The following is a 24,752-nucleotide window of genomic DNA, read 5'->3' on the forward strand; positions in this document are numbered from 1 at the left end:
GCCGGCAATGCCGGTGGCCCCTTCTGCATTCTGGATGGGCAGGGCAGTGAACGCCCTGCCCGGATACAGGCTCAGGCGGCGATCGCGGTGCGGCGCCGACGCATCATGGTGCCCACCAGACCGAAGCCGGCGATCATCATGGCCCAGGTGGCGGGTTCCGGGACGACGCTCTTCAGCCAGTCCTTGTGGGCGTAGACCGGCACATAGCCGGAGAATTCACCGAAGCTGCTGTTAAGCGCGCCATCGATGTCGCCGAAGTCGGGCCCGAAGGTCAGACCGTAGGAGGTGACGGAGGCGAGCTTGCCGTTCAGGAACTGCGGGCCGCCCGAATCGCCGCCGGCCACGCCGACTTCGATATCGCCCAGGAAGGGCGTGCACCCGAAGGCCGTGCCAGTCAGCACCACACCGATGAGGCAGCCCTGATCGTTGCCGACGAACAGTTCGCCGCCGATGATCACGGGGCTGGCATTGTCGAAATCGCTGAGCCAGCTGTTGGTGACGTCGGCATTGCCGAAGAAGCCGTCCCAGAAGCCGCCCCAGATTTCGTCGCCAAGGGCATAGTCATAGATGTTCTGGCCCTGGCGCATCCGGCCGGTGCCGAGGTTGGCGCCAACGTCGCCGCCGACATCCGAGCGACGGCCGTTGCCGACGACGTCGAACGTCTGACCGGACAGGTCGTCGTCGAAGTAGAAATCATAGACCTTGGCGTAGGAGGGCGCGTTGTTCGCCAGGGTGATGACCGCGATGTCGTTCTGGTCGATCACTTCCCCGGTGTAGCCCGAGTTCACATGGATGTAGCTGGAATCGATCGCGACGGCGCCCGGCGCGGCGACAAAGCCCGGCCCGAAGCGGACGAGATCGGGATCGCTGCTGTCGGAGAAGAAGGCCGTCACCTTGTCAGGCCCCTTGGAGCCGTAACCGTCCGACACGCAGTGCGCGGCGGTGACGACCTTGTTGCGGGCGACGAGGCTGCCAGTGCAGATGAAGGCCCCAACACCATTATACTGCATGATCAGCGTGACGACGCCGCTGTTCTGCGGCTTGTTCGCGAAATAGATGGGATTGCCGCCGCCATCCAGCGTCGCGGTGGAGTCCACACCGACGATCATGTTGCTGGCAGACCAGGACAAGCCCTTGGAAACGCCCGAGACCCTCTTGTCGATCTGCGCGTTGGCAGCCGTCGGCAGCGCGAGGCTGCTTGCCGCGAGCAGACCGAAGGCAATGGCGGACGCCCGCCCTGAGATTTTCATGATGATGTCCCCTACCTGTTTGCTTGAGTGTGCATCCGGCCCCGTTTGCACGACTCAATTTGCGCAATTGACCCTGTTCCCGGATGGTCTGCAACAGTATTTTCATTGCGTTAACCAAAAAGTGGCGTTCCGCAGACTCTGTCTGCCGGAAAGAACCGGCTCTTGCCGCCGGACTGCCGCACGCCCATCTGCATGGCCGAACCCAAATCCGCGAAAAGGGACTGCCTCGGATGAGCGAACATGGCCCGCTGGAAACGGCGATCGTTGCAGGTGGATGCTTCTGGTGCGTGGAAGCGATCTTCGACAGGCTGAAGGGCGTGAAGTCGGTGGAAAGCGGCTACACGGGCGGTCATGTCGAACGCCCCAGCTACAAGCAGGTATGTACAGGAGAAACCGGCCATGCCGAAGCGGTGCGGATCGAGTTCGACCCTTCGCAGATTCCCTATGCCGATCTGCTCGACATCTTTCTGGCCACGCATGACCCGACCCAGCTGAACCGGCAGGGCAATGATGTCGGGCCCCAGTACCGCAGCGCGATCTTTCCCCAGAACCCGGCACAGGAGGCCGAGGCCAAGGCCGCCATCGCCCGCGCGCAGGCGGATTGGGACGCGCCCCTGGTGACGACGATCGAGCCGGCTGCCCCCTGGTATGTGGCCGAGGACGAGCATCAGGAATATTTCGACCGAATCGGTGACAATAACCCCTACTGCACGGCGGTTGTCAGCCCCAAGGTGCGGAAATTCATGGCAAAATATGCCGACAGGCTGAAGGGCTGAACAGGGGCGTTTCAGCCCCTTTCAAGACCACTGGACGAGGTTTCGCGGCAAATTCCCGCTGCTCGTCGCGAATCTCTTTCGATTCGTCACGGATTCCGTCTCGCCTGAGTCGGAGCCGATCCGGCGCGCTGCTAGTCCGGCGCGCACAGGGCGTTTCAAATTCAAGTCCAAGGGTCACCAATCTCAGTGCCAGTGCTCGACAGCTGGAGGTCCCTCTCCGGCCGATGGAACAAGCTGTTTCGCGATCATGAACTGATCGTGCGGACGGAAGGCCATGTGCGCTACCTGCGCCTTGGCGCCGGCGTGCAGCGCAAGGCTGCCGGCGTGGTGCTGGGCGTTGCCGGGTTCTGGCTTGCGGGGACTGCGGGCCTGATCGGCTGGCAAGCCTGGACCAGCTGGCAGAACCGCGACATGGCCGACAGGGCTGCCGCGCTGGCGCAGGCCGAAGTTCGTGTCGCGGCGGAGCGGCGGAGTGCCGAACAGATCGCCCAGGATGTCGAATCCCGCCAGAAGCAGCTGGAAAGCCTGTTCAAGTCCCACTTCGGTGACGATCCGGAGGCGCTGAAGGCAATCCCGGCGCCGCAGGCCTCGGCCGTACGGAACCCTGCAATCCAGCCCGCCAGCCTGCAGCCTGCCGATCCGTCGCAGCGCCTGAAGCAGATGGATGGACGGCAGGACAGGCTGGTGGCCGCGATGATCGATGCGGCGGCCCGCCGAACGGCCCGGGCCGAAGCGGCGCTTCTGGCTGTCGGCCTGCAACCCAGGGCGCGGCTGGCGCAGGGCGGACCGTTCCTGCCCTGGCTCACCCGCCATGAGGACAGGCCCACAGATCCCGCCCTGAAGAAGCTGGAAGCGACGCTGCTGCGGATGGAGCAGGTGGAATCGCTGATCGTCGCGTTGCCGTCTGGCAGCCCTGCCGACGGCATGCAGACGACGAGCGGCTTTGGAACCCGCTATGATCCGTTCAACGGCCAGCGCGCGATGCACGCCGGTATCGATTTCCGGGGCCCCCATGGCAGCCCCATCCGTTCTGCCGCCCCCGGTCGCGTCAGCTTCGTCGGCGTGAAATCCGGCTATGGCAATGTGGTGGAAGTGGATCATGGCCATGGCCTGCTCACGCGCTATGCGCACCTCGCGGGCTTCGCCGCCCGCGTGGGGGACAGGGTGGATTCCGGGGACACCATCGCCCGCATGGGCTCCACCGGCCGGTCCACCGGAACCCATCTGCATTTCGAAGTCCGGGTGAATGGCGCCGCCGTCAATCCCCGCCGTTTCCTGGAGGCGAACCCCCATGTTCTCGAAGTCAAGGCAGACGCCCGCGAGCGAGTCTCAGGCCGTGGCGCAAGCGTCTAGGGCGCCTCAGTCCCGCGCGGGGCAGGGCGGCACCTTCTCCGTTCTGGGCGCGGACGTCACGATCGACGGCAACATCAGCGCCGGGGTGGATCTGCATCTGGACGGGCGGGTGAACGGCGATGTCAGCTGCGCCAGCCTTGTGCAGGGTGCTGGCAGCGTGATCCGTGGCGCCGTGAAGGCGGAAACGGCGCGCCTGGCGGGCACGGTGGAAGGTTCGATCGATGCCGGCGATCTGGTGGTGCAGGCCAGCGCCAGGATCACCGGCGACGTGACCTACGACAAGCTGACGATCGAACCCGGCGGACAGGTGGACGGGCGCTTCAGCCCCCGTGCGGCCCCCGCCCCCAAGGTGGAGCTGGTCGCCAGCAACTGAGGCCGCGCGCCTGTCCGGCCTCGCTCCGCCCGCTTCTATTTCGCCTTGCGGGCGTTGAACCACTCGATCGGCGCCAGAATGGATTGCAGCCACTGGCTGGGCCGTCCCATGCCGTGCCCGGCACCGGGCAGGCGGATCATTTCCGCCTCCACGCCGCGCAGTTTCAGCGCGCCGAACATCTGCTCTGTCTGGGCGATCGGGGTGCGATAGTCGTTCTCGCCCGTGATCAGCAGAGTCGGCGTCCTGATCTGCCCGGCCAGGCTGAAGGGGGAGCGGCTGAAGTAGAGATCCGGCTTTTCCCAGGGCGTGGCGCCCATCCAGTGCTTCATGAAGAAGGACGTGCCGTCCGACGTCGTCACCTGGTTGGTCCAGTCCACGACCGGGCGTAGCGCGACGGCGGCGCGGAACTTGTCGGGCTCCTTGCCGATCGCCCACAGTGTCAGCACGCCCCCGCCCGATCCGCCGCCGATGAACAGGTTGCGGGCATCGGCATAGGGCCGCTTCGCCAGTTCATCGACCATGGTCATCAGATCGTCATGGTCCTGCCCGGGATAGGCGTTGGTGATGGCGTTGGCGAAGGCGTTGCCATAGCCGATGGACCCGCGCGGGTTGGTATAGAGCACCAGATAGCCCGCCGCCGCATAGAGCGCATGCGTGACCGAGAAGAAGGGGCCGTAATCGGTGTTCGGGCCGCCATGGATATCGAGGATGACGGGATAGCGCTTCCTGGCGTCGAAGTCGGGCGGGAAGGCGATCCAGCCCTGCACCCGCTGCCCGTCCGCCCGGGAGGCGACATTGATTTCCTCGATGCGCGCGGCCTTTCGGGTGGCAGCCCACTGGGCGTTCACATCCAGAAGGTCCGTCTGGACGGTTCCGCGCGCGATTCCAAGTCCCGCCGGCCGGTCCGTATGGGCGCTGGTGAAGGCGCACAGATCGGCCACGCAACTCGCCTGTCCGCCGGATGAAGGCAGATAAAGGCGTGTGCCGCCCACCGACGGGACGAGGAGGGTGGTGGCGCCTGATGCGGCGTCCATCCGCGCGATGCGCTGCGTGCCTTCGTCGTGATAGAGGATGGTCAGGCTGCGGCCGTCCGCCGCCCAGTCCATGCCGGCGACGGGCCGGTCGAGCGCCTTCGACAGATGGGTGATCACGCCGCCGGGCGTGGTGGTCGTGGTCCACAGCTCCGGCATGTCATAGAATTTGTCCGACGCCGCCGTGCCGAGGAAGGCGACGGTCCGGCCGTCGGGGGAGACTTCCGGGGCGTATTCGCTGCCGGGGCGGCTGGTCAGCCTCACCGGCGGCCACATCTTGCCGCCATCGCCCAGCTTCGCCTCATAGAGATAGAGGTCGATCTCGCGCGGGCCGTTCACCGGATCTGCGTTGAACGGCGCGATGATGGCGCGGCCGTCGCGCGTCCAGGCCAGCCCGCCATCGTCGTTCACCTGATCCTTCTCGCCCGTGGTCAGCTGGGTGATTGCGCCGGTCGCCGCGTCCGCCACGAACAGGTGGGTCGCGCCGGGCTTGATCTCTCCGGCGCCATCCGCCCGCCAGAACAGATCCTGCACGATCTTCGGATCCGGGGCGTTGTCCGCGCCCTTGGGCTTTTCGGGCAATCCCTTGATGGTTGCCGGTTTCGCATCGATCCGGCCGACATAAGCGATCCGCCCGCCATCTGGGGACCAGCGGATCTGCGACGGGGCCGTGTCGCCACTGGTGAGGGGGCGGCCGACGCCATCGGCCAGCGCAAGGACGTGCAGCTGCGGCTTGCCCAGCACCTGCGCCACATAGGCGATCCGGCTGCCATCGGGGGACCATTGCGCCTGCCGGGGGGCGACATCGCGCGCCACCAGCAACCGCTTGTCGATGATCCTGCCCGCGGAATCGAGATGCGCCAGCCACAGTTCGTTCATCCGCCGGTCCGTGCCCCGGTCGAAGGTGGCGCGGGTGAACAAAACGCGAGTGCCATCCGGGGAGACAATTGGCCCCGTTACCATGGCCAGATCATACAGGTCCGCTGCCTGGAATGGCTGGCCGGCCCCCGCGATGGCGGGAACGGCGGCGGCGGCAAGCAGTGCAGCGACAAGGATTTTCATCAGCTTTTTCCCCTTTGTCTCCATTTGCTAGCGTGGCTTCCAAGGAGAATGCAATGCGACTGTTTGAAAGCTGGCGGGCGAAATCACCCTTTTACGACGAAACCCATCAGGCCGTGGCGGAAAGCGTGCGGGCCTTCGTCTTGCGCGAGGTGGAGCCCCATATCGACCAGTGGGAACGTGACGGCGAACTGCCGCGCGACCTGCACCGCAAGGCGGCGGAAGCCGGGGTGCTGGGCCTTGGATACCCTGAGGAGTTCGGCGGCCATTCCGACGGTTTCGACATCTTCCATTCGCTGGTGCAGACGGAGGAACTGTCGGCGCCCGGCGCGGGCGGGCTTGGCGCCAGCCTGATGACCCACGGCATCGGCCTGCCGCCGATCCTTGCCATGGGATCCGAAGCGATGAAGAAACGCATCGCGCCTGAGGTGCTGAGCGGCGAGAAGATCATCAGCCTCGCCATCACCGAGCCCGGCGCCGGATCGGACGTGGCGAACATCCGCACCCGCGCGGAACGCCGGGGGGGGGCCTATGTCGTCAACGGCTCCAAGATGTTCATCACCTCGGCGATGCGGGCCGATTATCTGACCGTCGCCGTGCGGACGGGTGGATCGGGCATGGGCGGCATTTCGCTGCTGCTGGTGGAAGCGGACCGGCCCGGTGTTTCGCGCACCCGGCTGGAAAAGATGGGATGGCACTGTTCCGACACCGCCGCGCTGTACTTCCAGGATGTGGAGGTTCCGGCCGAAAACCTGATCGGGCCTGAAAATGCCGGTTTCCTCGGCATCATGCGCAACTTCAACAGCGAGCGGCTGGGCATGGCGCAGGGCTGCATGTCCATGGCGCGCGTGGCCCTTCAGGAAGCGGTGGACTGGGCGCTGGAGCGGGAGACGTTCGGCAAGCCGCTGATCCAGCACCAGTCGATCCGCATCAAGCTCGCCGATCTCGTCCGCCAGATCGAGGCGACCCAGGCCTGGGTCGACCTGCTGGCGCACCAGCACAGGCACGGCACCGGAGAGCCGGCCAGCTATGCCATGCTGAAGGTGCAGGCGACGCGCACACTGGAAGCCGTTGCGCGGGAAGCCGCGCAGGTTCTGGGCGGCGCGAGCTACCTGCGTGGCTCCAAGGTGGAGCGCATCTATCGCGAAGTGCGCGTGAATGCGATCGGCGGCGGCAGCGAGGAGATCATGCTGGATCTCGCGGGTCGGCAGCTGTTCGGCGGGAAGCGATAGCGCGAAACCGCAAGACAGCGGGTCGGCGGCCAGTGCAGCCGCCGACCCGCGCCCCTTTTCGGATCAGAACGCAAGCCCCGCAGGCATCGCGCGGGTGGCGGCCTGCCACAGCCGCTCGCGGTCCGTCGCGGGCAGCAGATCCCGCAGCAGGCCGTGGGCGCCCGCCTCGTCTCCGTCGGTTGCATGGGACAGCAGATCCAGAAGGGTCGCCTCGTCCGGCGAAAGCTGGCTGGCGCAAGGCGGGAAGGTCGTGAAGGCGTCTGGCCAGGCCGTCACCATTCCGTCCATCAGGGTGCAGAAGGCGGCAGCGGTGTCGCCCAGCAGGGCACTCAGGACAGGCCTGGGGTTGCGCTGGTGACGTGCCAGCATCACCCACATGCGCGCGGCCTTCAGCTGGATTCTGGCCTCCTCGGCAAGGGCCGCAACGGGCGGGGGCGTGAAACTTGCGGCTGTCAGGACGGATCGCATCAGGCTCTCCTGCGAATGAGTCGCAGAAAAGTTATTGCGAAACGTTCGCAGAAGCAAGTCCCCTCAGCCCGCGTCCTGTCGGAGCGCCCCTGGCCTTTGCGCCCGCCCGGCCCGGCGGGTGAGGAGTTCGGTGCGGTAATGCCAGGCCGTGCGACCTGAACGCCCCCCTCGGGCCAGTGCGAAGGCGATCGCCTCGGCCTCGTCGAGCGCCAGTCCCTCGGCATCCAGATGCCGGCGGACCATTTCCAGCCATGTGGCCTGGTCGGGCACATGGAAGCCCAGGATCAGGCCGAAGCGATCCACCAGAGCCAGCTGATCGTCAGCCGTATCCCGCCCGTGGCGGCTGTCCTCGTGGCTGCGTTCCACCAGGTGCCGGTGGTTGGAGGTGACGGCAAGGCGCACGTTCGCAGGTCGTTCGGCCACCCCGCCGTCCAGCAGGGAGCGCAGGATCCGCACCTGTGGATCCGCGGCCGTGAAGGCAAGATCGTCCACATACAGAAGGAACGGCCGGCGGCAGGCAGACAGGCGCCCGAACAGGGCGGGCAGGGTAGCCAGGGCGTCGCCCGCAGCTTCCACCAGCGCCACCCCTTCCGCGGCCGCGACGGCGCGAACGAGCGCGGACTTGCCCATGCCGCGGCTACCCCACAGCAGCATGTCGTGCGAGGGGAGGCCGTTCGCCAGCGCGGCCACATTCTGCCTGAGCGCCGCGATCTGGCTGTCGACGCCGGCGAACCGCTCCAGCGGCAGCGCATTCAGCCGCGGCACGGCATGAAGGCGGTGCCCGTCCCAGCGGAATGCGGTGCCGCTCTCGGGGTCCGCTTCGGGCGCAGGTGGCGGCGCCAGCCGCTCCAGGCTGTGGGCAATCTGCAACAGGGTCTTCGCGATTTCGTCGGTCATGGCTTGCCTGTAGCGGGCGCTGCCCCATTTGAAAAACGCTGGCTGCGCGTGTAAGCGCGGCCACTTGAGATTTTCCCCTGACGTTTTCACGACGTTTTACTCACGAGGGTCTGACAGACATGTTCTCATCCCCTGCCTATGCTCAGGCCGCCGCAGGCGGCGCCGCTTCGGGCGGCATCGGCTATATGCTGATGCAGATCCTGCCGCTTCTGGCGCTGTTCCTGATCTTCTGGTTCCTGATCATCCGCCCGCAGCAGCAGAAGCTGAAGCAGCACCGCGCCATGGTCGACGCGGTGAAGAAGGGCGACGATGTCGTGACTGGCGGCGGGCTGATCGGCAAGGTCTCCAAGGTGACGGATACGGAAGTGGAGATCGAGCTGGCGCCCACGGTGAAGGTGCGCGCCCTCAAGGGCACGCTGTCGTCCGTCACGCCGCGCGGTGCGCCGGCTGCCGCCAACGACGCCAAGGCCTGAGACGTTTCCGATGCTTGATTTCCCGCCCTGGAAGATCTGGGCTGTCGCGCTGAGCGTGCTGGCGGCGATCCTGTTCGCGGCCCCGAACTTCCTGTCCGAAGAGCAGGCGGCCGGATTGCCGGCCGGCGTGCCCAGCCGCCAGCTGAGCCTGGGGCTCGATCTGCGCGGCGGCAGCCACATCCTGCTGGAAGCCGATCCGGCGGATGTGCGGAAGGCGCGGCTGGAGGTGCTGGAGGATGTGGTCCGCCAGGGTCTGCGTGAAGCGAACGGCGGCGCGATTCCCTACATGGATCTGTCCGTCGCCAATGGCGCCGTCAGCTTCAGCGTGCGCAATCCCGGCGATGTGGACCGGGCGGTGGAAACGATGCGCGGCCTTTCCCAGCCGGTTGGCCAGCTTTCCGCGCAGCGCGACATCGAAGTGAACCTGGCGGATTCAACCCGGGTTTCGGTCCGCCCCTCGGCCGCCGGCATCACGGCGGAAACGGATCGGGCCATGGCGCAGGCCGTGGAAGTGATCCGCCGCCGGATCGACGAACTCGGCACGCGCGAACCCACCATCATCCGTCAGGGCGCGACCCGCATCGTGGTGCAGGTGCCCGGCCTTCAGGATCCCGATCAGCTGAAGTCCCTGCTGGGCAAGACTGCAAAACTGGAATTCAAGCTGGTCGATACCGATGCCGATCCGGCAGAGGCCGCGCAGGGGCGGGCCCCGCCGGGCAGCCAGGTCGTGCCGAACGCCGATGGCGGCGTGCTGGTGGTGAAGCGTCGCGCGCTGATCACCGGCGACCAGCTGGTGGACAGCCAGCCGACCTTCCAGGACGGCATGCCCGTCGTTTCGTTCCGCTTCGACGGCGTGGGCGGCAAGCGCTTCGCCAAGGCGACGCAGGAAAATGTCGGCAAGCCCTTTGCCATCATCCTCGATGGGCAGGTGATCTCCGCGCCGCGCATCAATGAACCGATCCTGGGTGGATCGGGCATCATTTCAGGCAATTTCACCACGGAAAGCGCCAACCAGCTGGCGATCCTGCTGCGATCGGGCAAGCTGCCGGTCGAACTGAAGGTCATCGAAGAGCGGACGGTCGGCCCGGATCTGGGTGCGGATTCCATTCGCGCCGGCACCATCGCATCGGTTCTGGCAACTGCGCTTGTCGCGCTCTTCATGCTGGTCACCTATGGCCGGTTCGGGATCTATTCGGTGGTCGCGCTGCTGCTGAACGCGCTGCTGATCTTCGCCATCATGTCAGCGATTGGCGCAACGCTCACGCTGCCGGGCATCGCAGGCTTCGTCCTGACCATCGGTGCGGCCGTCGATGCCAACGTGCTGATCAACGAACGCATCCGGGAAGAACTGCGCAAGGGCAAGGCGCTCGTGCAGTCGATCGAGCTGGGCTACAAGGAAGCTTCGCGTGCGATCTTCGATGCGAACGTCACGAACGTCATTGCCGCGATCATCATGTTCTGGTTCGGCTCCGGCCCGATCAAGGGCTTCGCCGTGGTTCTGACGATCGGAATCATCACCTCGGTGTTCACCGCCGTCACCGTCACGCGGCTGATGGTTTCCCTGTGGCTGCGCGCGAAGCGGCCGCAGGCGCTGGTGTTGTAAGGGATTCCTCCGATGCGACTTCTGAAGATCATCCCCGACAACACCAACATCCCGTTCCTCAAGTGGCGGAACGTCGCGATCTGGCTTTCGATCGCGCTGATCGTGGCCTCGATCGCACTGGTCGCCATCCGTGGCCTGAACTTCGGCGTGGATTTCGCCGGCGGCCTGATGATGGAAGTCCGCTTCGAAAAGCCCGTCGAGCTGGACGAACTCCGCGCGACGGTGAACTCCGCAGGCGCCGGAGACGGCAATCTGCAGAGCTTCGGCGATCCGCGCACGGTTGCCGTGCGCCTGCCGCTGCCCCCGGGCGACGACGCGGCGGTGCAGACCGTGGTGAAGCAGGTTCAGGCCAGGATCCTGGAAACCCACAAGGATGCCGAATTCCGCCGGGTGGAAACGGTATCCGGCAAGGTTTCGGGCGAACTGATCCGCGATGGCGCGCTTGCCATGCTGCTGGCGATGATTGCCATCTCGATCTACATCTGGTTCCGCTTCGAATGGCAGTTCGGTGTTGGCGCGCTGTTCGCGCTGATCCATGATGTCACGCTGACACTGGGCTTCTTCGCCCTGACCCAGCTCGAGTTCGACCTGAACACCGTCGCCGCGATCCTCACCATCATCGGCTATTCGCTGAACGACACCATCGTCGTCTATGACCGGATCCGGGAAAACCTGCGGAAATACCGCAAGATGGAAATGGCGGAAATCCTGAACCTCTCGATCAACGAAACCCTGTCGCGCACCATCGTGACCTCCGTTTCGATGATGATCGCGCTTGGCACGCTCGTGGTGCTCGGTGGTTCGGTGCTCTTCGGATTCTCGGTGGCGATGCTGCTGGGCATCGTGGTCGGAACCTTCTCCTCCATCTTCGTCGGTGCGCCGCTGCTGCTGTGGATGGGGGTGTCCTCTGACAGCTTCGTCGCCAGCGAGGCGAGCGCGGAAGACAGGGTGAAGGCGAAGAAGGCCGTCGAGCGCGGCCAGGTCTGATCCTGCCATGAGTGGCCTGCGCATGCAGGCGGGGCCCACCCGCATAGAGGGGCGCACGAAGGATGGCTGGATCGTCGCCGGGCGGCTCTATCGCCCGGCGCTGCTGGTCACGGCGGCCTTCGCGGGCACGTTGCCGGGGCTCACGCCGGAAGGGCTTGCCGCCGTGCGCCTGCCCGAACTGGACAATGTGGATCTGTTGCTGCTGGGAACCGGCGGCAGCCTTCATCATCCCCCAGCCACCTTTGCACAAGGGCTGCGCCCGCGCGGGTGGCGGGTGGAGGCAATGGACAGCGCGTCCGCCGCGCGAACCTTCAACGTGCTGGCGGCCGAAGACCGGCTGGTGGCCGCACTGATCCTCTAGCGGATCAGCGCGGCGACGGCGTCATTCCGCCGCGACTGCCCGGGCGCCTTCGCCCAGCAGTCTGGCGCGAGCCTGCGCATATTCCTGCTTCAGGCGCCCGATCAGTTCGGCGGCCGGCACAACGGCCTTCACCGCGCCGATGCCCTGGCCCGAACCCCAGATGTCGCGCCATGCCTTGGCTTCGGTGTTTCCGCCCGAGCCGAAGTTCATGGTGGAATAGTCGCCCTTCGGCAGATTGTCCGGGTCCAGGCCGGCCGCGACGATGGACGGGCGGAGGTAGTTGCCCGACACCCCCGTGAACAGGTCGGAATAGACGATGTCCGAAGCCGAGCCCTCGACGATGGCCTGCTTGTAGCGCTCGTCCGCGCGGGCTTCCGTGGTGGCGATGAAGGCGGACCCCATGTAGCCGAAATCGGCGCCAAGGGCTTCTGCGGCGAGGATGGCGTTGCCCGTTCCCATCGCGCCCGAAAGCGCCAGCGGGCCGTCGAACCATTCGCGGATTTCCGAAATCAGCGCGAAGGGGCTCAGCGTGCCGGCATGGCCGCCCGCGCCCGCGGCGACTGCGATCACGCCGTCTGCGCCCTTTTCGATCGCCTTCTTCGCGAACCGGTTGTTGATCACGTCGTGAAGAACGATCCCGCCATAGCTGTGGATGGCCTCGTTCACATCCTCGCGCGCGCCAAGCGAGGTGATGACGACGGGCACCTTGTACTTCACCACCAGTTCCAGATCCTGCATCAGCCGGTCGGTCGACTTGTGCACGATCAGGTTCACCGCATAGGGCGCATCCTTGTCCGTCAGTTCGGTCGAAAGCCGTTGCAGCCATTCCTCCAGCTGCGGCAGCGGCCGCGCGTTCAGGCTGGGAAAGCTGCCGATCACGCCGGCCTTGCACTGGGCGATCACCAGGTCAGGGTTGGAGATGATGAACAGCGGCGAGCCGATCAGCGGCAGTTGCATGCGGGCCTTCAGCTTCGCAGTGGTCGGATGCATCCCTTAACCCTCCATCTCTTTCAGCGGGATCGAACTGTCGGCCAGTCGCGCCGGATCGATCCGGGCGCCGCGCTCGACCAGCGCCTTTCCCTGCACATAGTCTCTGGGTGCGTTGATGCAGTCGAGCGCGACGACTGCGCCAGCCCTCAGATAGACGAGGGACCAACTGCCCGTGGCCGGGTCGCCGCGCACCACCCATTCGTCATGGCCGGCGGACAGCCCCACCGTCTGCAGCTTCAGATCATACTGGTTCGACCAGAACCAGGGGCAGGCGCGGTAGGGCCGGGCGGCATCCCCATGCACGATGTGCGCGGCGGCGGCCTTCGCCATGTCCACCGCATTCTGCACCGATTCCAGCCGGATCACCGCGCCGCCCGCATAGGGGTTTGCGTGGGCTGCGCAGTCTCCGATGGCGTAGACGTGCGGTATTTCGGTGCGGCAATGGCCATCCACCGTCACGGCGGTCAGCCCCAGCGGCGCGACGGAGGGGACAAGACCGATGCCGACGATCACAAGGTCGGCGGGCAGCAGGCGGCCATCGGCGAGGCGCACCCCCGTCACCCGGTTCACCCCCTCCAGCGCCGATACATTCGCATCCAGCAGGATCTCCACGCCATGCGCCTCGTGCCGGGCCTTGTAGAAGGCGGAGACGGGTTCGGCCGCCACGCGCGCCAGCAGCCGGGGCTGCGCCTCCACGACTGCCACCTGCTTGCCCTGCTTCACCAGCACGGCGGCCGCTTCCAGCCCGACATAGCCGCCGCCGATGATCACGATGCGCCGGGCGCCGTGCAGGTCCGAGCGCAGGTCGTCATCGTCGTGACGCGTGCGGATGCTGTGCACGCCACCCAGCCCGCTGCCGGGGCAGTCCAGTTGCCGGGCGTGGCCGCCCGCGGCCCAGATCAGCGTGTCGAACGGAAACAGCCGTCCATCGTCGGCCGTCGCGACGCCGCGATCCACATGGGCGATGCGCGTCCCCGTCAGGATCCGGATGTCGCGTTCCGCCCAGAAGGCCGGCGGGCGCAGCAGCAGGCGGTCGGCCGGCCGTTCACCCGCCAGATAATCCTTCGACAGCGGCGGCCGTTCGTAGGGCAGGTCGGCCTCCTCGCCCACGATGGTGATGCGCCCCGCGAATCCTTCCTGCCGCAGGGAAATGGCGGCCTGGGCCCCGGCCTGCCCGGCGCCCACGATCAGGATGTCGCTGCTGTTGCTCATTCGTCGCCATAGACCTTGATTTCAGGCGCGGACCGGGCGCTTGCGCGACCCCGGTACATACCTTCCGAGTTGAAACTGAACAGCCCGTCGCCGTTCGGCCCCATCACGATCACGCCGCCGTCTCCCCCAAGGCTGCCGACCTCGGCAAGTGTCGTGTCCGCCGCCTTCTGCAGCGGCTGCCGACCGAAGCGCCCCGCATCGCAGATGCTGGCGGCCACCCGCACACGGATGAAGATCTCGCCGGAACCGGTTGCAGAGATTGCGCCGCAGCGGTTGTCCGCCAGGGTGCCGGCGCCGATCAGGGGGGCGTCCCCAACCCGGCCGGGCGCCTTTCCCGTCAGGCCGCCCGTGGATGTTCCAGCCGCAACGTTGCCCTTCACATCCCGCGCGACGGCGCCCACCGTTCCCATGCGGCTTTCGGCCGGCATCAGGGATGCGCCCTGGTTCCGCATCCGCAGGTCGTTCAGCTGCCGGCGTCTGCGCTCTGTCATGAAATGGCTGTTGGGCACCTGGGTCAGCCCCTGCTCGCGCGCATATTCATCCGTCGCGGGGCCAGCCAGAAATACATGGGGTCCCTTGTCCATCAGCGTGCGCGCCAGTGCGATCGGGCTCAGCGTGCTCTTCACGCCGGACACTGCCCCCGCGCGGCGGCTTTCCCCCTCCATCATCGCGGCATCCAGCTCGATGGTGCCGGCAGAGGTGAAGACCGCGCCGACACCCGCGTTGAACCAGGGTGAAGCTTCCATCACGGCCACGGCGGCGACGACTGCATCGGTGGAAGGGCCGCCCCGGCGCAGCACATCCGCCCCGGCTTCCAGCGCCTTCGCCAGATCGGCCCGAATGGCGGCATCATCTTCGGCAGGGAGTTTTCCGCGTTCGATCACGCCTGCGCCGCCATGGATGGCAATCGCCCAGTCCCGGGCGGGTTCGGTGGCCGGAAGCGGTGTGGCCAGCACGGCGGCGGCAAGGGCGGCGGAAATGGATGGGATGCGCATGATCGAACCGCATAGCCCGCGGGCCTTGCATCGTCCAAGCTCTGAATCCCGTCCCTGCGGGCTCGTCCGAAACCGGACATGGACAGTCCGGGTTTCCGGGTGCAGTCTCGCGCAACAGGAAGGGAGCAAGAGCCATGACGAATCTGGTGCAGACGATCCTGACCAGCCTGCCCGCCGAAACGGGGGACGTGCTGGGTGCGGCGCTGGGCGACAGCCCGGATGCAAGTTTCAAGGGCCTGGCTGCCGTCGTTCCGATGCTGCTGGCGGCATTTGCCGGAAAGGCCGCCTCCGGGGCCGATCTGGGCGGCCTTCTCTCCACGGTGACGAGCGGTCTGGCCGGCGGCAATCCGCTCGACAATCCCGCAGCTCTGCTCGGCGGGTCTGTTCCGTCCGGCGGGCTCGGCGGTCTTGCGTCCCAGCTTCTGGGATCGAACATGGGGCCTGTCATGGCCGCGCTTGCGGCCCTGTTCGGCTTGAAGCCCGGAACGGTGCATTCGTTGATGTCGCTGGCCGGGCCGTTGCTGGCCGGTGGCATCGGCAAGGTGTTGGGGGCAAGTCCGTCCGCGCCGGCGCTGCGGAATCTGCTGGCGGCGGAAAAGGACAGCTATGAAACCATGCTGCCCGCTCAACTCCGGCAGCTGATCTCGCCGGCGCCAGCCGCCGCGCCTGCCGCTGTTCCGACGGCTGCCAGCACCGGGGGGGCAGGCTGGCTGAAATGGGCCTTGCTCGGCCTTGCCCTGCTTGCGCTGGCCTGGTGGGTGTTCGGCCGAAGCCCGCAAGAAGCGGCGATGAAGCCGGCGGCGGAACCCGCCAGCATGGAAACCTCGCCAGTCGAACCTGCGCCTGCGCAAGTGCCGGCCGGCGCGGGCGTCCTGTCCGAAGAAAGGGCCGGCAAACCGGTGCTGCTCGTTTTCTTCGATGTCGGACGCGCCGAGGTGACGAATGATCTGGCAGCCGAATCTGCTGGCCTGAAGTCCTATCTTGAGGCGAACCCGGGGGCGAAGTTGTCGGTTTCCGGCTACAACGACCCGAGCGGCGACGCCGCCGCGAATGCCCGGCTTTCGAAATCCCGCGCAGAGCAGGTGAAGGCCGCGCTCGTGGCAGCCGGATTCGCTGCCGATCGCATCGATCTCGACAAGCCTGCCCAGGCGACCGACGTTACGGACAGTCTTGCGGCTGCCCGGCGCGTGGAAGTGAAGGTGAAGGAATAGCGTTGCCCGGATCGGGAAACCGGGTCGGGACGGATTCCGGCCCGGTTTCTCCCTTGCCCGGAAGCAAGGCTTGGGCCCGCCCCGCAAACGGTTTCAGAAGGCGGTTTCGCCCACCAGATAGCTCACGATGATCGTGATCGTGGCGACGATCAGCGTGCGCCGGATCGTTCTTGAAACGTTCATGTGCCCGGCGCGTGCACCAACGATCGAGATCAGCGAAAGGGAAACGAGCACGGAGAATATGATCACCCAGATCTCGATGCTGACCGGCAGATAATAGGCGATGGCAAAGGGAATGGCGGCCCCCAGCCCATAGGCGATGGCCGAAACGAGCCCGGAGATCATCACTTCGGCGCGCGTGATCAGCCTGAGGATGCCATGTTCCCGTTCAAGCGCCGCCTTCAGCGGTGATCGGATCATCAGCTCGTCGGCAACCCTGGTGGCGAGTTCCGGGCCAAGGCCCTTCTCCTGATAATATTCAATCAGCTCCGCCCGCTCGATGTGGCGCTGTTCCCTCAGTTCGCTTCGTTCGTGCTCGACCGCGCGAAGCTGGGCTTCCCGCTCGGCTGCGGCTTCCGACCATTTCGCGCCCCCTGCCGTCAGCATCCCCGCGACGATCGCCGCTGTTCCCGCGACCAGGAGGGTCGCCTCGTTCGCGCCCGCGCCGGTGAAGCCCAGAAGAATGCCGGCTGTGCTGATGATCCCATCCTGCGCGGCAAGGCTCCATGCACGCCAGGATTGAGGGTCGCCGAGATACTGCCCCAGCTCGTGCAGCAGTGTCCGTTCCCCCAAAACCCTCTCCCCGCGGCCTGTCCCTGCGTTGCGCCGATGCATCGCACAGCCGCGCGCCGAATGTCGAGATTGGATGCCCCCTCGCGGCGGGCGTTCGTATGGAAAAACCCGGCTGTCCCGGGCGGTTCCGTCCTGTTCTGATAACCGCCATGCCCGGCGGCTGTGATCCGGGCGTGGGCAAGGCCCTCAGGCTGGTGGCAGGGACTGGGCAGCGAATCCCCAGCCATGAAGTGCCTTTCCGCCGGTTCGTTCGATCAGCTTCGCGCGGTCCGTGATTGCGAAGGGGTGGGCGGTGTCGAATCCCGCCAGTTCCGCCCATGCGACCGGCACGGCGACCGGCAGTCCGGGCCGTGCCCGGGCGGAATAGGGCATGATGGCTGTCGATCCCCGCTGGTTGCGCAGCCAGTCGATGAAGATGCGGCCCTTTCGCTTCGCCTTGCGCATGGTCGCCACGAACCGGCCGGGCTCGGCACTGCTCAGCGCCTCTGCAAAGCGGCGGGCGAAATCCGTGTGCGCGGCCCAGTCATGCCCGGGCGTCAGCGGCACGATCACGTGCATGCCCCTGCCGCCGGTCAGCATTGCGAAGGCGGAGAGGCCGATTTCGCCAAGCCGCTCGCGAATGTCGAGCGCCGCCTGCCTGACCTGGGCAAAGGCCAGCCCCTCATCCGGGTCCAGATCGAACACAATCCGGTCGGGATGCGCCACGTCGGCAGCGCGGCAGCCCCAGGCGTGGAACTCGATGCTGTTCATCTGGACACAGGCCAGCAGCCCGGCCGCGTTTTCCACGAAGAAGTAATCCCCCGTGCCGCCATCCTTCTCCAGGATCGGCACAAGGCGGACATCTGCGCCGAAACCATCGCCGACATGCTTCTGGAAGAAGCACGGACCAGTGCGCCCCTGCGGACAGCGCACCAGGCTGATCGGCCGCCCGCCGACAAACGGCAGCATGAGAGGCGCAATTGCGGTGTAATAATCTGCAAGATCACCCTTGGAGAGGCCGCTGACGGGGTCGATCACACGTTCCCGGCTGCTGATCTCCATCGCCTCGCCTCCTGCAGGCGCGGGGTGCGCCGTACCTGGCAATCAGCGGGACAAGCCGCCCCTAAGACCGCCCGGCCGGATCCGTGTCGAAACGCCTTTCCGCTGTTGCCATGTATCCGAAACATGGCCGTGCTGTCTGTCCCCATCTGCACGGCAGGGCGATCATCACTGCATCAGGGGCAGGCCCCGGCCGGGGTGGGGCTGCGTCGTGAATTGGCCGGAGTTCGGCAGAGGCGGGATTTGCGGAAATCTCGGGCTCTTCTGCAATCAAGGTCTGGTGGCGGGGGCGGGACTTGAACCCGCGGCCTCAGGGTTATGAATCCTGTGCTCTAACCAGCTGAGCTACCCCGCCAGCCGTCTCAAGAGGCCGGGCGGATAGCGCCCCCGGCCCCCTTGGTCAACCCGCGCTGCGGGCCCAGGCTGCAACGTCTGCCGCCACCTGGTTCGCGGCGATGTTCAGTGCATCCGCAACAGTGGCGCCGTTCACCACGGCCACAGGTGCTTCCCGCTCGAACCGGCGCTGCCGGATTCCGTCCGGGCTGCTCAGGGTTGCATCATAGCGGACCCGCACCTGCGGGCTACCGCGCACGTCCACGCCGAACGCCGTCAGCTGCCCCGTCAGCCGCTGCCGTGCCGACTGGCCCGACGACCGCTGGTCGATCACCGCCAGGCCGGAATGGACCAGCCTGTCCGCCAGAAGGCGCTGGAACAGGCGGTTGGGCTGCTCGGCCCAATGCGCATCCCGCACATACTGGATCGACGTGTCGGAGACCGTCACCGGGATCCGGACCGTCTGCAGCGCGCCGGGCAGGGTGGGCGTGTCGACGGTGATCGCCTTCGACATGTCGACGGGCGCAAGGCCCGCCGGAACCGCCTCGGGCGGCGCGGCAGACAGCGTGTAGAGCGCGGCCGGGCGGGGCGTGGCGCCGCCGATTTCCACCAGCGGGCCGCAGCCGGCCAGAAGCAGCAGCAGGGGCAGTGCACGGATCATATGGCCTCGCCCTCCGATGATCATTTCGCGCCCTTCGGATCATAATCTGGCAGTGGACGCCCCCCGGTCAGGGCACCAAGCGGGTCTTCGTCAAGCTTGGCCGCCAGTGCGCCCATCTGCTGGGAAACGTCGCGCAGGTCCGCCACAAGCTGGTTCACCTGCGGCACCGTCTGGCTCGAAAGATTGGCCACCCCGGGTTCGGCGGCGGCGGCCAGCCTGTCCACTCGTTGCAACGTGGCTTCGGCCGTGGTGATGGCGCGCTTCAGTTCGGCGAGCGCCGGCTTGCCCTGCTCATTCAGCAGGGCATTCGTGGTGGCACTGGTTTCAGCCAGGCTGTCCGCCGCGCGCGTCGCGGCCTTCAGGGTCAGTTCGGCCTCGCGCACGGCGGCGCGGATGGCGGGCCCCTCGGCTGCGACTTCGCCCGATATCTTGTCCAGATTGTCGATCAGGTTGGCGAAGCGCGCCCGGTTCTCGTCGGAAAATACCTCGTTCAACCGGGCGAGCAGGGCGGAGGCGCGCTCGATCACCTGCGGCGCCGTCTCCAGAAGCTGGCCCAGCCCGCCTTGTGTCGCCGGGATCACGGGCACGCCATAGGGGCCGGGTTCCGTCAGCGGCTGCTGCCCGCTCATGCTGCCCGACAGCTGCACTTCGGTGACGCCGGTGAACCCCACGGAATTCAGGCTGGCCGTCGTCCCTTCCAGCACGGGCGTTTCCGGTTGCAGTTCCACCCGAACGCGGATGAACTGTGGTGTTTCCGGCATCAGCGCGATCTGCCGGACCTGCCCAACGGGCACGCCAGAGAAGGAAACGTTTGACCCGACTGCCAGCCCGGCAACGGACTGGGCGAAGAAGATGTCATATTCCGCCTTTTCCTCGCGGGAAAAGCGCGCCAGCCACAGCACGAAGGCGAACAGCGCGATCACCAGCACGAAGGTCACCGCGCCGACCAGCACATGCGATTGCCGCCGTTCCATCAGCCGACCTCCACCGGGGCGTGGTGCCGGGCGATGGCCGCCGCCCGCCCGCGCGGGCCCGCGAAATAATCCTGCACCCAGGGGTGATCGAAGCGCGACAGCTCCGCGACGTTGCCACAGGCGATAATCCGTTTCTCGGCGATCACCGCCACCCGGTCGCAGATGGCGTGCAGCGTGTCGAGATCATGCGTGATCAGAAACACCGTCAGCCGCATGGTTTCGGCCAGAGTCCGGATCAGCGTGTCGAAGCCGTCGGCCGCGATCGGGTCCAGCCCTGCCGTCGGCTCATCCAGGAACAGCAGCTTCGGATCCAGCGCCAGCGCCCGGGCAAGGGCAGCACGCTTGCGCATCCCGCCAGACAGTTCGGCGGGATATTTGGGCCCCGCTTCCGGCGGCAGGCCCACCATCGCCACCTTGTAGGCCGCGATCTCGTCCATCAGCTGGTCCGACAGGTGGAAATACTCCCGAAGCGGAACCTCGATATTCTCGGCCACGGTCAGCCCGGAAAACAGCGCGCCACCCTGGAACAGCACGCCCCATTGCCGGGTCAGCGCCTTGTCCTGTGTGGTTTCCCCGCCTGTCACCGTCTGGCCCAGCACCTCGATTTCGCCGGCAGTCGGGGTCTGCAAGCCGATGATGGAGCGCATCAGCACCGATTTCCCCGTGCCCGATCCCCCCACCACGCCCAGGATTTCCCCGGGCATCACGTCCAGGTCCAGCCCGTCGTGCACCGTCTGGCTGCCGAACCGGTTCACCAGCCCGCGCACGCGGATCAGGGGCGTTTCAGCCATCAGTTCAACCCAAGCGCCGTGTAGAAGACGGCGAAGATGGCATCCAGCACGATCACCATGAAGATCGCCTCCACCACGGCCTGCGTGGTGCGCAGGCCCACCGATTCCGCATTGCCCGTCACCTGAAAGCCCTGGTGGCAACCGATGATGGCGATGATGGCCCCGAACACCGGCGCCTTGGAAAGCCCGATCCAGAAGTCCGACATCGGCACCACTTCCCGCAGGCGTTGCACGAAGGAAGCCGGCGGGATCCCGAGATCCATCCAGGTGAACAGCCCGCCCCCCACGATCGCCAGGATGGAGGCAAAGAAGGCGAGCAGCGGCATCATCAGGATCAGCGCGATGGTGCGCGGCAGCACCAGCACCTCGATCGGGTCCAGCCCGATGGTGCGCATGGCGTCCACCTCCTCGGCCAGCTTCATCGATCCGATCTGGGCGGCAAAGGCGGATGCTGATCGTCCCGCCACCATGATCGCCGTCAGCAGGATACCCAGTTCCCGGAAAGTCGCGCGGCCGACGAGATTGATGACGAACATTTCAGCCCCGAAGGCCCGCAACTGCACCGCCCCCTGCTGCGCGATCACGATCCCGATCAGGAAGCTCATCATGCCGATGATGCCCAGCGCGTTCACGCCCACCTGTTCCATCTGCGCGCCGACAGCCTGCCAGCGCACCCCCCGCCCGGACGCCACGGCGCGAACGGCCGAAATGATGGTGAGGCCGATGAAATCGAGCAGCGCGAGGATGCTCTGCCAGAAGGCGATCACATACTGGCCCAGCCGGCCCAGTTCCCGCACCCAGAAGGGCAGTTGTTCCGGCCGCACCTCACACGGGCGGTCGGCTGCGGACACTTCGGCCAGCAGCCGCTCGGCATCGGCGGACGCGCCCGCCAGCCGGCTTCCCGGCCTGTCCCGCAGCAGCCGGTGCACGATCCATGCGCCGACGGTGTCGATGCGGGTCACGCCGGACAGATCGATCAGCAGCGGGCCCGGCACAGGCTCCAGCAGGGCCTCCAGCGTGCGCTCCGCTTCGGAGAGTCGGGCGATAGTCAGCCGGCCGCCGAACGTCAGCACGGAATCCGCAAGGCCGATCGACAGCGCCGGCATGTCAGGCGCAGGCGCATCCGGGGGCGCTGGATCAGGCATGCGGGCGGTATCTGCTCCTGTTGTGGCTCAGGTTTTGCATATCGATGCAGTCCGTTGCAAGGGAAGCACGGATGCTGCACCGCCTTGTCCTGTTTCTGCTGCTGATCGCGTCACCCGCCGGGGCCGCGGGTTTCGATGGCATCGTCACGCGCGTGAAGGATGGGGATTCGATCCTCGTCCACCGCCCGGATGTGAAGCGCACCAGCGAAGTGCGGCTGGCCGGGATCGACGCCCCGGAACTGGCGCAACCCTGGGGCATCCAGTCCCGGACCGCGCTCAGGCGGATGGTGCTGGGCCGGACCGTCCGGGTCGAGGTGACGGACCGTGACCGCTATGGCCGGCTGGTCGGCCGGGTGTGGCAGGGGCGTACCTATGTGAACGCCGCGCTGACGGCGGGCGGCAATGCCTGGGCGTTCGACCGCTACCTGAAAGACCCGGAGATCCGCGCCGGGCAGACCCGGGCCCGGCGGGAGGGTCTCGGCCTCTGGTCGCTGCCGCCCGACCAGAGGCTTCCACCGCCGACCTGGCGCGACAGCCGCCCCACCGGAGGACAATGATGCGAAGCCTTTCCATCTATGACATGGACAAGACGGTGATCCGCCGGGCGAGCTGGACATACTGGCTGTTCCACTATGCCCGCACCGAAGCGCCGGGCCGCCTGCTGCTGGCGCCGCTTCTGGCGCTGCCGCTTCTGGGCTATGCACTGGGCACCCACGACCGCAAGCAGCTGAAACAGGCGACGCAGCGCATCCTGATGGGCCGCCGTGCCCCGCGCGCGAAGGTGGAAAGGGCCGCGCAGAGCTTCGCGGACGCCTTTGGCGCGCGCGAGGAACTCGCCGGTGCGCTGGCGGCAATCGCCGCCGATCGCGCGGCGGGCCGCGAGCTGTGGCTGGCGACGGCCAGCTGCCGCTATTTCGTGGAGGCGCTGGCCGGCCGCTGGGGGTTCGACAGGGTGATCGCCACCGATAACCGCTGGGACGGCGACGATCTCACACCCGAGATCCGCGGCGAGAACTGCTACGAGATGGGCAAGCTGCGCAAGATCCTGGCGGAACTTCAGGCCCGTCCGGCCGAGGTGGTCTTCACGTCCGATCACTTCAGCGACCTGCCGGTCTTTGACTGGGCGGATGTGCGGATCGTCGCCAATCCGCACGATCCGCTCAGGCAGGTCGCGCAGGCGCGCGGCTGGCCCGTTTTCGACTGGGCGCAAGCCGGACCGCGAACAGCAGCATGAGCAGCCCGGCATAGACCCAGGGTTCCGGCTGGAACCCCTTCACCCGCAGGATGAAATGCACGCAGGCGGCGATTCCCGCCACATAGGCCAGCCGGTGCAGCGCCTGCCAGCGCTGCCCGCCCAGTGCCTTGATGGCCCGGCGCGTGCTCGTCGCGGCCAGCGGAAGCAGGCACAGGAAGGCCAGAAGCCCGAATAAGATGAAGGGCTTCCCAAGCGCCTCCCGCCACAGCGCGGCCAGGCTGAAATCCAGCTCCATCGCCAGATAGAAGCCCAGATGCAGACCGGCATAGGCAAAGGCCCATAGCCCCAGCAGCCGCCGCAGCGACATGGTCGGCGTCCAGCGTGTCAGCCGGAACAGGGGGGTGACGGCAAGGGTCGCGACCAGCAGTCGAAGCGCCTGCAATCCCAGGGCATTGTGGGTGTAGGCTACGGGCTCGGCGGAAAGCCTCAGCGACGCCGGATCGATCCACAGCAGCTCGGACCAGCCTGCCAGCAGCCACAGGCCCGGCAGCGCCGCCAGCCCATGGGCCATGGGTTTCAGCCAGGCAGGCGAAGCATTCTGCCGCGCCATTGTCAGTAGAACTTCTTCAGGTCCATGCCGCGATACAGCGATGCCACCTGTTCGCCATAGCCATTGAAGGGCAGGGTGGGGCGCTTGCGGAATTCCCCGATCCGCCGTTCGGTCGCCTGGCTCCAGCGCGGATGGTCCACAGCGGGGTTCACGTTGGAATAAAAGCCATATTCCGAAGACTGGCTCTGGTTCCAACTGGTCAGCGGCTGGCGCTCCACAAGGTCGATCGCCACGATCGACTTGGCCGATTTGAAGCCATATTTCCACGGAACCACCAGCCGGATGGGCGCGCCGTTCTGGTTGGGTAGGCGGCGGCCATACAGGCCCACGGCCAGCATCGTCAGCGGATGCATCGCCTCGTCCAGCCGCAGCCCCTCGCGATAGGGCCAGTCCAGCGCCGGCAGCGAAAGGCCGGGCATCTGCTTCGGATCGGCCAGCGTCGTGAAGCGCACATATTTCGCACTGCCCATCGGCTCCACCGCCTTCAGCACACCGGCCAGCGGAAAACCGACCCACGGGATCACCATGGACCAGCCCTCCACGCAGCGCATGCGATACACCCGCTCCTCCAGCGACAGCCGCGCGATCCACTGGTCCACGTCCAGCACCAGCGGCTTGTGGACCAGCCCGCCCACCTTCACCGTCCATGGCGAAGGGCGCAGCGTGCCCGCGCGCGCTGAAGGGTCGGACTTGTCCAGTCCGAACTCGTAGAAATTATTGTAGCTCGTCACCGCCTTCAGCGGTGTCGGCGCGTCATCGGTCGAATGCGTCCGTCGCGCTTTCAACGGGGCGAGCTGCGCTGGATCTGTCTGCGCCGGCAGCGGCTGGGTCAGGCCGGCAAGCCCCATGCCGGCAACGATCTGCCGCCGGTTCAGCCACAGGGATTCGGGCGTTGCGTGCCGGTCGGGGATCAGCCAGCCGGGCTTGGGATGATAGCGCATG

Annotated in this window: 24 protein-coding genes, 1 tRNA gene and 3 pseudogenes; 11 read left to right on the plus strand and 17 right to left on the minus strand. The window is 66.6% G+C overall.

Annotated elements, in window-relative coordinates:
* Positions 1-71 precede the first annotated feature (71 nt).
* Together ACW9TV_RS07375 and ACW9TV_RS07380 are read right to left on the minus strand one after the other, a co-directional pair.
* Positions 72-170: pseudogene (locus ACW9TV_RS07375) on the minus strand (PEPxxWA-CTERM sorting domain-containing protein); the annotation flags it as partial.
* A gap of 510 nt (positions 171-680) precedes the next feature.
* Positions 681-1,250 (minus strand): annotated as a pseudogene (locus tag ACW9TV_RS07380) (trypsin-like serine protease); the annotation flags it as partial.
* Between the two features lie 230 nt (positions 1,251-1,480).
* Here ACW9TV_RS07380 and msrA point away from each other — a divergent pair.
* The 3 genes from msrA to ACW9TV_RS07395 all read left to right on the plus strand — a co-directional run bounded on the left by msrA (position 1,481) and on the right by ACW9TV_RS07395 (position 3,752).
* A complete protein-coding gene (gene msrA / locus ACW9TV_RS07385) occupies positions 1,481-2,026 on the plus strand; it encodes a peptide-methionine (S)-S-oxide reductase MsrA (protein ID WP_494302859.1) in 546 nt (181 codons plus the stop codon).
* 192 nt (positions 2,027-2,218) lie between these two features.
* The gene (locus ACW9TV_RS07390; RefSeq protein WP_494302860.1) at positions 2,219-3,379 is read left to right on the plus strand and encodes a M23 family metallopeptidase; all 1,161 of its coding nucleotides are present in this window, start codon (positions 2,219-2,221) and stop codon (positions 3,377-3,379) included.
* Positions 3,363-3,752, plus strand: coding sequence for a bactofilin family protein (locus tag ACW9TV_RS07395; RefSeq protein ID WP_494302861.1), 390 nt, complete (start codon positions 3,363-3,365; stop codon positions 3,750-3,752). The genes ACW9TV_RS07390 and ACW9TV_RS07395 overlap by 17 nt, the downstream gene beginning before the upstream one ends.
* 35 nt (positions 3,753-3,787) lie before the next feature.
* On the opposite strand, the gene ACW9TV_RS07400 is transcribed toward ACW9TV_RS07395, so the two are convergent.
* Positions 3,788-5,845, minus strand: coding sequence for a S9 family peptidase (locus tag ACW9TV_RS07400; protein ID WP_494302862.1), 2,058 nt, complete (start codon positions 5,843-5,845; stop codon positions 3,788-3,790).
* Between the two features lie 53 nt (positions 5,846-5,898).
* Here ACW9TV_RS07400 and ACW9TV_RS07405 point away from each other — a divergent pair, with 53 nt between their 5' ends.
* Positions 5,899-7,074: an acyl-CoA dehydrogenase family protein gene (locus ACW9TV_RS07405; protein WP_494302863.1), complete on the plus strand. Its 1,176-nt coding sequence runs from the start codon at positions 5,899-5,901 to the stop codon at positions 7,072-7,074.
* Between the two features lie 63 nt (positions 7,075-7,137).
* Here ACW9TV_RS07405 and ACW9TV_RS07410 read toward each other — a convergent pair whose 3' ends face one another.
* Together ACW9TV_RS07410 and ACW9TV_RS07415 are read right to left on the minus strand one after the other, a co-directional pair.
* Positions 7,138-7,542: a hypothetical protein gene (locus ACW9TV_RS07410; RefSeq protein WP_494302864.1), complete on the minus strand. Its 405-nt coding sequence runs from the start codon at positions 7,540-7,542 to the stop codon at positions 7,138-7,140.
* Positions 7,543-7,605: 63 nt separating this feature from the next.
* On the minus strand, positions 7,606-8,439 hold the full coding sequence (locus ACW9TV_RS07415) for a DUF815 domain-containing protein (protein ID WP_494302865.1): 834 nt from the start codon (positions 8,437-8,439) through the stop codon (positions 7,606-7,608).
* Positions 8,440-8,558: 119 nt separating this feature from the next.
* On the opposite strand from ACW9TV_RS07415, the gene yajC reads away from it, so the two are divergent.
* Genes yajC through ACW9TV_RS07435 form a run of 4 tightly spaced genes read left to right on the plus strand, consistent with a single transcriptional unit; the run spans position 8,559 to position 11,863 of the window.
* Positions 8,559-8,912 (plus strand): preprotein translocase subunit YajC, encoded by a 354-nt coding sequence (gene yajC / locus ACW9TV_RS07420; RefSeq protein ID WP_494302866.1) that lies wholly within the window; start codon positions 8,559-8,561, stop codon positions 8,910-8,912.
* 10 nt (positions 8,913-8,922) lie between these two features.
* A complete protein-coding gene (gene secD / locus ACW9TV_RS07425) occupies positions 8,923-10,515 on the plus strand; it encodes a protein translocase subunit SecD (protein ID WP_494302867.1) in 1,593 nt (530 codons plus the stop codon).
* Positions 10,516-10,527: 12 nt separating this feature from the next.
* Positions 10,528-11,502 (plus strand): protein translocase subunit SecF, encoded by a 975-nt coding sequence (gene secF, locus ACW9TV_RS07430; RefSeq protein WP_494302868.1) that lies wholly within the window; start codon positions 10,528-10,530, stop codon positions 11,500-11,502.
* Positions 11,503-11,509: 7 nt separating this feature from the next.
* Positions 11,510-11,863 (plus strand): MTH938/NDUFAF3 family protein, encoded by a 354-nt coding sequence (locus ACW9TV_RS07435; protein WP_494302869.1) that lies wholly within the window; start codon positions 11,510-11,512, stop codon positions 11,861-11,863.
* Positions 11,864-11,884: 21 nt separating this feature from the next.
* Here the strand turns inward: ACW9TV_RS07435 and ACW9TV_RS07440 are convergent, their stop codons facing one another.
* The 3 genes from ACW9TV_RS07440 to ACW9TV_RS07450 are packed head-to-tail and all read right to left on the minus strand — an operon-like array spanning position 11,885 to position 15,060.
* On the minus strand, positions 11,885-12,853 hold the full coding sequence (locus tag ACW9TV_RS07440) for an NAD(P)H-dependent flavin oxidoreductase (protein ID WP_494302870.1): 969 nt from the start codon (positions 12,851-12,853) through the stop codon (positions 11,885-11,887).
* A gap of 3 nt (positions 12,854-12,856) precedes the next feature.
* Positions 12,857-14,065, minus strand: coding sequence for an NAD(P)/FAD-dependent oxidoreductase (locus ACW9TV_RS07445; protein WP_494302871.1), 1,209 nt, complete (start codon positions 14,063-14,065; stop codon positions 12,857-12,859).
* Complete coding sequence (locus tag ACW9TV_RS07450; protein WP_494302872.1) at positions 14,062-15,060, minus strand: isoaspartyl peptidase/L-asparaginase family protein; 999 nt, start codon at positions 15,058-15,060, stop codon at positions 14,062-14,064. The genes ACW9TV_RS07445 and ACW9TV_RS07450 overlap by 4 nt, the downstream gene beginning before the upstream one ends.
* A gap of 134 nt (positions 15,061-15,194) precedes the next feature.
* Here ACW9TV_RS07450 and ACW9TV_RS07455 point away from each other — a divergent pair, with 134 nt between their 5' ends.
* Positions 15,195-16,271, plus strand: a complete 1,077-nt coding sequence (locus ACW9TV_RS07455; protein WP_494302873.1) for a DUF937 domain-containing protein — start codon at positions 15,195-15,197, stop codon at positions 16,269-16,271.
* 93 nt (positions 16,272-16,364) lie between these two features.
* On the opposite strand, the gene ACW9TV_RS07460 is transcribed toward ACW9TV_RS07455, so the two are convergent.
* From ACW9TV_RS07460 to ACW9TV_RS07490, 7 genes and pseudogenes are all read right to left on the minus strand, one after another.
* The gene (locus tag ACW9TV_RS07460) at positions 16,365-17,063 is read right to left on the minus strand and encodes a VIT1/CCC1 transporter family protein (protein WP_494302874.1); all 699 of its coding nucleotides are present in this window, start codon (positions 17,061-17,063) and stop codon (positions 16,365-16,367) included.
* A 186-nt stretch (positions 17,064-17,249) separates the two neighbouring features.
* Positions 17,250-18,143: pseudogene (gene ligD / locus ACW9TV_RS07465) on the minus strand (non-homologous end-joining DNA ligase); the annotation flags it as partial.
* 236 nt (positions 18,144-18,379) lie between these two features.
* Positions 18,380-18,456 (minus strand) — tRNA-Met (locus ACW9TV_RS07470).
* A gap of 45 nt (positions 18,457-18,501) precedes the next feature.
* Positions 18,502-19,095 (minus strand): ABC-type transport auxiliary lipoprotein family protein, encoded by a 594-nt coding sequence (locus ACW9TV_RS07475; RefSeq protein WP_494302875.1) that lies wholly within the window; start codon positions 19,093-19,095, stop codon positions 18,502-18,504.
* Positions 19,096-19,115: 20 nt separating this feature from the next.
* Complete coding sequence (locus ACW9TV_RS07480; RefSeq protein WP_494302876.1) at positions 19,116-20,069, minus strand: MlaD family protein; 954 nt, start codon at positions 20,067-20,069, stop codon at positions 19,116-19,118.
* On the minus strand, positions 20,069-20,860 hold the full coding sequence (locus tag ACW9TV_RS07485; RefSeq protein ID WP_494302877.1) for an ABC transporter ATP-binding protein: 792 nt from the start codon (positions 20,858-20,860) through the stop codon (positions 20,069-20,071). Before ACW9TV_RS07485 ends, ACW9TV_RS07480 begins: the two co-directional genes overlap by 1 nt.
* On the minus strand, positions 20,860-21,966 hold the full coding sequence (locus ACW9TV_RS07490; protein ID WP_494302878.1) for an ABC transporter permease: 1,107 nt from the start codon (positions 21,964-21,966) through the stop codon (positions 20,860-20,862). Before ACW9TV_RS07490 ends, ACW9TV_RS07485 begins: the two co-directional genes overlap by 1 nt.
* 110 nt (positions 21,967-22,076) lie before the next feature.
* On the opposite strand from ACW9TV_RS07490, the gene ACW9TV_RS07495 reads away from it, so the two are divergent.
* Together ACW9TV_RS07495 and ACW9TV_RS07500 are read left to right on the plus strand one after the other, a co-directional pair.
* Entirely contained in the window at positions 22,077-22,562 is a 486-nt protein-coding gene (locus tag ACW9TV_RS07495) for a thermonuclease family protein (RefSeq protein WP_494302879.1), read from the plus strand.
* On the plus strand, positions 22,562-23,239 hold the full coding sequence (locus tag ACW9TV_RS07500; RefSeq protein ID WP_494302880.1) for an HAD family hydrolase: 678 nt from the start codon (positions 22,562-22,564) through the stop codon (positions 23,237-23,239). Before ACW9TV_RS07495 ends, ACW9TV_RS07500 begins: the two co-directional genes overlap by 1 nt.
* Here ACW9TV_RS07500 and msrQ read toward each other — a convergent pair.
* Together msrQ and msrP are read right to left on the minus strand one after the other, a co-directional pair.
* Positions 23,166-23,810 carry a protein-methionine-sulfoxide reductase heme-binding subunit MsrQ gene (gene msrQ, locus ACW9TV_RS07505; RefSeq protein WP_494302881.1) on the minus strand — a complete coding sequence of 215 codons (645 nt, stop codon included), beginning with the start codon at positions 23,808-23,810 and terminating at the stop codon, positions 23,166-23,168. The genes ACW9TV_RS07500 and msrQ overlap by 74 nt on opposite strands.
* Positions 23,811-23,812: 2 nt before the next feature.
* The gene (gene msrP, locus ACW9TV_RS07510; protein WP_494302882.1) at positions 23,813-24,751 is read right to left on the minus strand and encodes a protein-methionine-sulfoxide reductase catalytic subunit MsrP; all 939 of its coding nucleotides are present in this window, start codon (positions 24,749-24,751) and stop codon (positions 23,813-23,815) included.
* Position 24,752: the final 1 nt, after the last annotated feature.

This window comes from Sandaracinobacter sp. T42, assembly GCF_059115405.1.

What these genes read in the sequence shown, in the direction of transcription:
- msrA (WP_494302859.1), top strand. Translation starts at nt 1,481, where the DNA reads ATGAGCGAACATGGCCCGCTGGAAACGGCGATCGTTGCAGGTGGATGC.
- secD (WP_494302867.1), top strand. Translation starts at nt 8,923, where the DNA reads ATGCTTGATTTCCCGCCCTGGAAGATCTGGGCTGTCGCGCTGAGCGTG.
- ACW9TV_RS07410 (WP_494302864.1), bottom strand. Translation starts at nt 7,542, where the DNA reads ATGCGATCCGTCCTGACAGCCGCAAGTTTCACGCCCCCGCCCGTTGCG.
- ACW9TV_RS07485 (WP_494302877.1), bottom strand. Translation starts at nt 20,860, where the DNA reads ATGGCTGAAACGCCCCTGATCCGCGTGCGCGGGCTGGTGAACCGGTTC.
- ACW9TV_RS07450 (WP_494302872.1), bottom strand. Translation starts at nt 15,060, where the DNA reads ATGCGCATCCCATCCATTTCCGCCGCCCTTGCCGCCGCCGTGCTGGCC.
- ACW9TV_RS07480 (WP_494302876.1), bottom strand. Translation starts at nt 20,069, where the DNA reads ATGGAACGGCGGCAATCGCATGTGCTGGTCGGCGCGGTGACCTTCGTG.
- ACW9TV_RS07500 (WP_494302880.1), top strand. Translation starts at nt 22,562, where the DNA reads ATGCGAAGCCTTTCCATCTATGACATGGACAAGACGGTGATCCGCCGG.
- ACW9TV_RS07455 (WP_494302873.1), top strand. Translation starts at nt 15,195, where the DNA reads ATGACGAATCTGGTGCAGACGATCCTGACCAGCCTGCCCGCCGAAACG.
- ACW9TV_RS07445 (WP_494302871.1), bottom strand. Translation starts at nt 14,065, where the DNA reads ATGAGCAACAGCAGCGACATCCTGATCGTGGGCGCCGGGCAGGCCGGG.
- ACW9TV_RS07475 (WP_494302875.1), bottom strand. Translation starts at nt 19,095, where the DNA reads ATGATCCGTGCACTGCCCCTGCTGCTGCTTCTGGCCGGCTGCGGCCCG.
- ACW9TV_RS07440 (WP_494302870.1), bottom strand. Translation starts at nt 12,853, where the DNA reads ATGCATCCGACCACTGCGAAGCTGAAGGCCCGCATGCAACTGCCGCTG.
- ACW9TV_RS07415 (WP_494302865.1), bottom strand. Translation starts at nt 8,439, where the DNA reads ATGACCGACGAAATCGCGAAGACCCTGTTGCAGATTGCCCACAGCCTG.
- ACW9TV_RS07490 (WP_494302878.1), bottom strand. Translation starts at nt 21,966, where the DNA reads ATGCCGGCGCTGTCGATCGGCCTTGCGGATTCCGTGCTGACGTTCGGC.
- yajC (WP_494302866.1), top strand. Translation starts at nt 8,559, where the DNA reads ATGTTCTCATCCCCTGCCTATGCTCAGGCCGCCGCAGGCGGCGCCGCT.
- msrP (WP_494302882.1), bottom strand. Translation starts at nt 24,751, where the DNA reads ATGCGCTATCATCCCAAGCCCGGCTGGCTGATCCCCGACCGGCACGCA.
- secF (WP_494302868.1), top strand. Translation starts at nt 10,528, where the DNA reads ATGCGACTTCTGAAGATCATCCCCGACAACACCAACATCCCGTTCCTC.
- msrQ (WP_494302881.1), bottom strand. Translation starts at nt 23,810, where the DNA reads ATGGCGCGGCAGAATGCTTCGCCTGCCTGGCTGAAACCCATGGCCCAT.
- ACW9TV_RS07400 (WP_494302862.1), bottom strand. Translation starts at nt 5,845, where the DNA reads ATGAAAATCCTTGTCGCTGCACTGCTTGCCGCCGCCGCCGTTCCCGCC.
- ACW9TV_RS07405 (WP_494302863.1), top strand. Translation starts at nt 5,899, where the DNA reads ATGCGACTGTTTGAAAGCTGGCGGGCGAAATCACCCTTTTACGACGAA.
- ACW9TV_RS07495 (WP_494302879.1), top strand. Translation starts at nt 22,077, where the DNA reads ATGCTGCACCGCCTTGTCCTGTTTCTGCTGCTGATCGCGTCACCCGCC.
- ACW9TV_RS07435 (WP_494302869.1), top strand. Translation starts at nt 11,510, where the DNA reads ATGAGTGGCCTGCGCATGCAGGCGGGGCCCACCCGCATAGAGGGGCGC.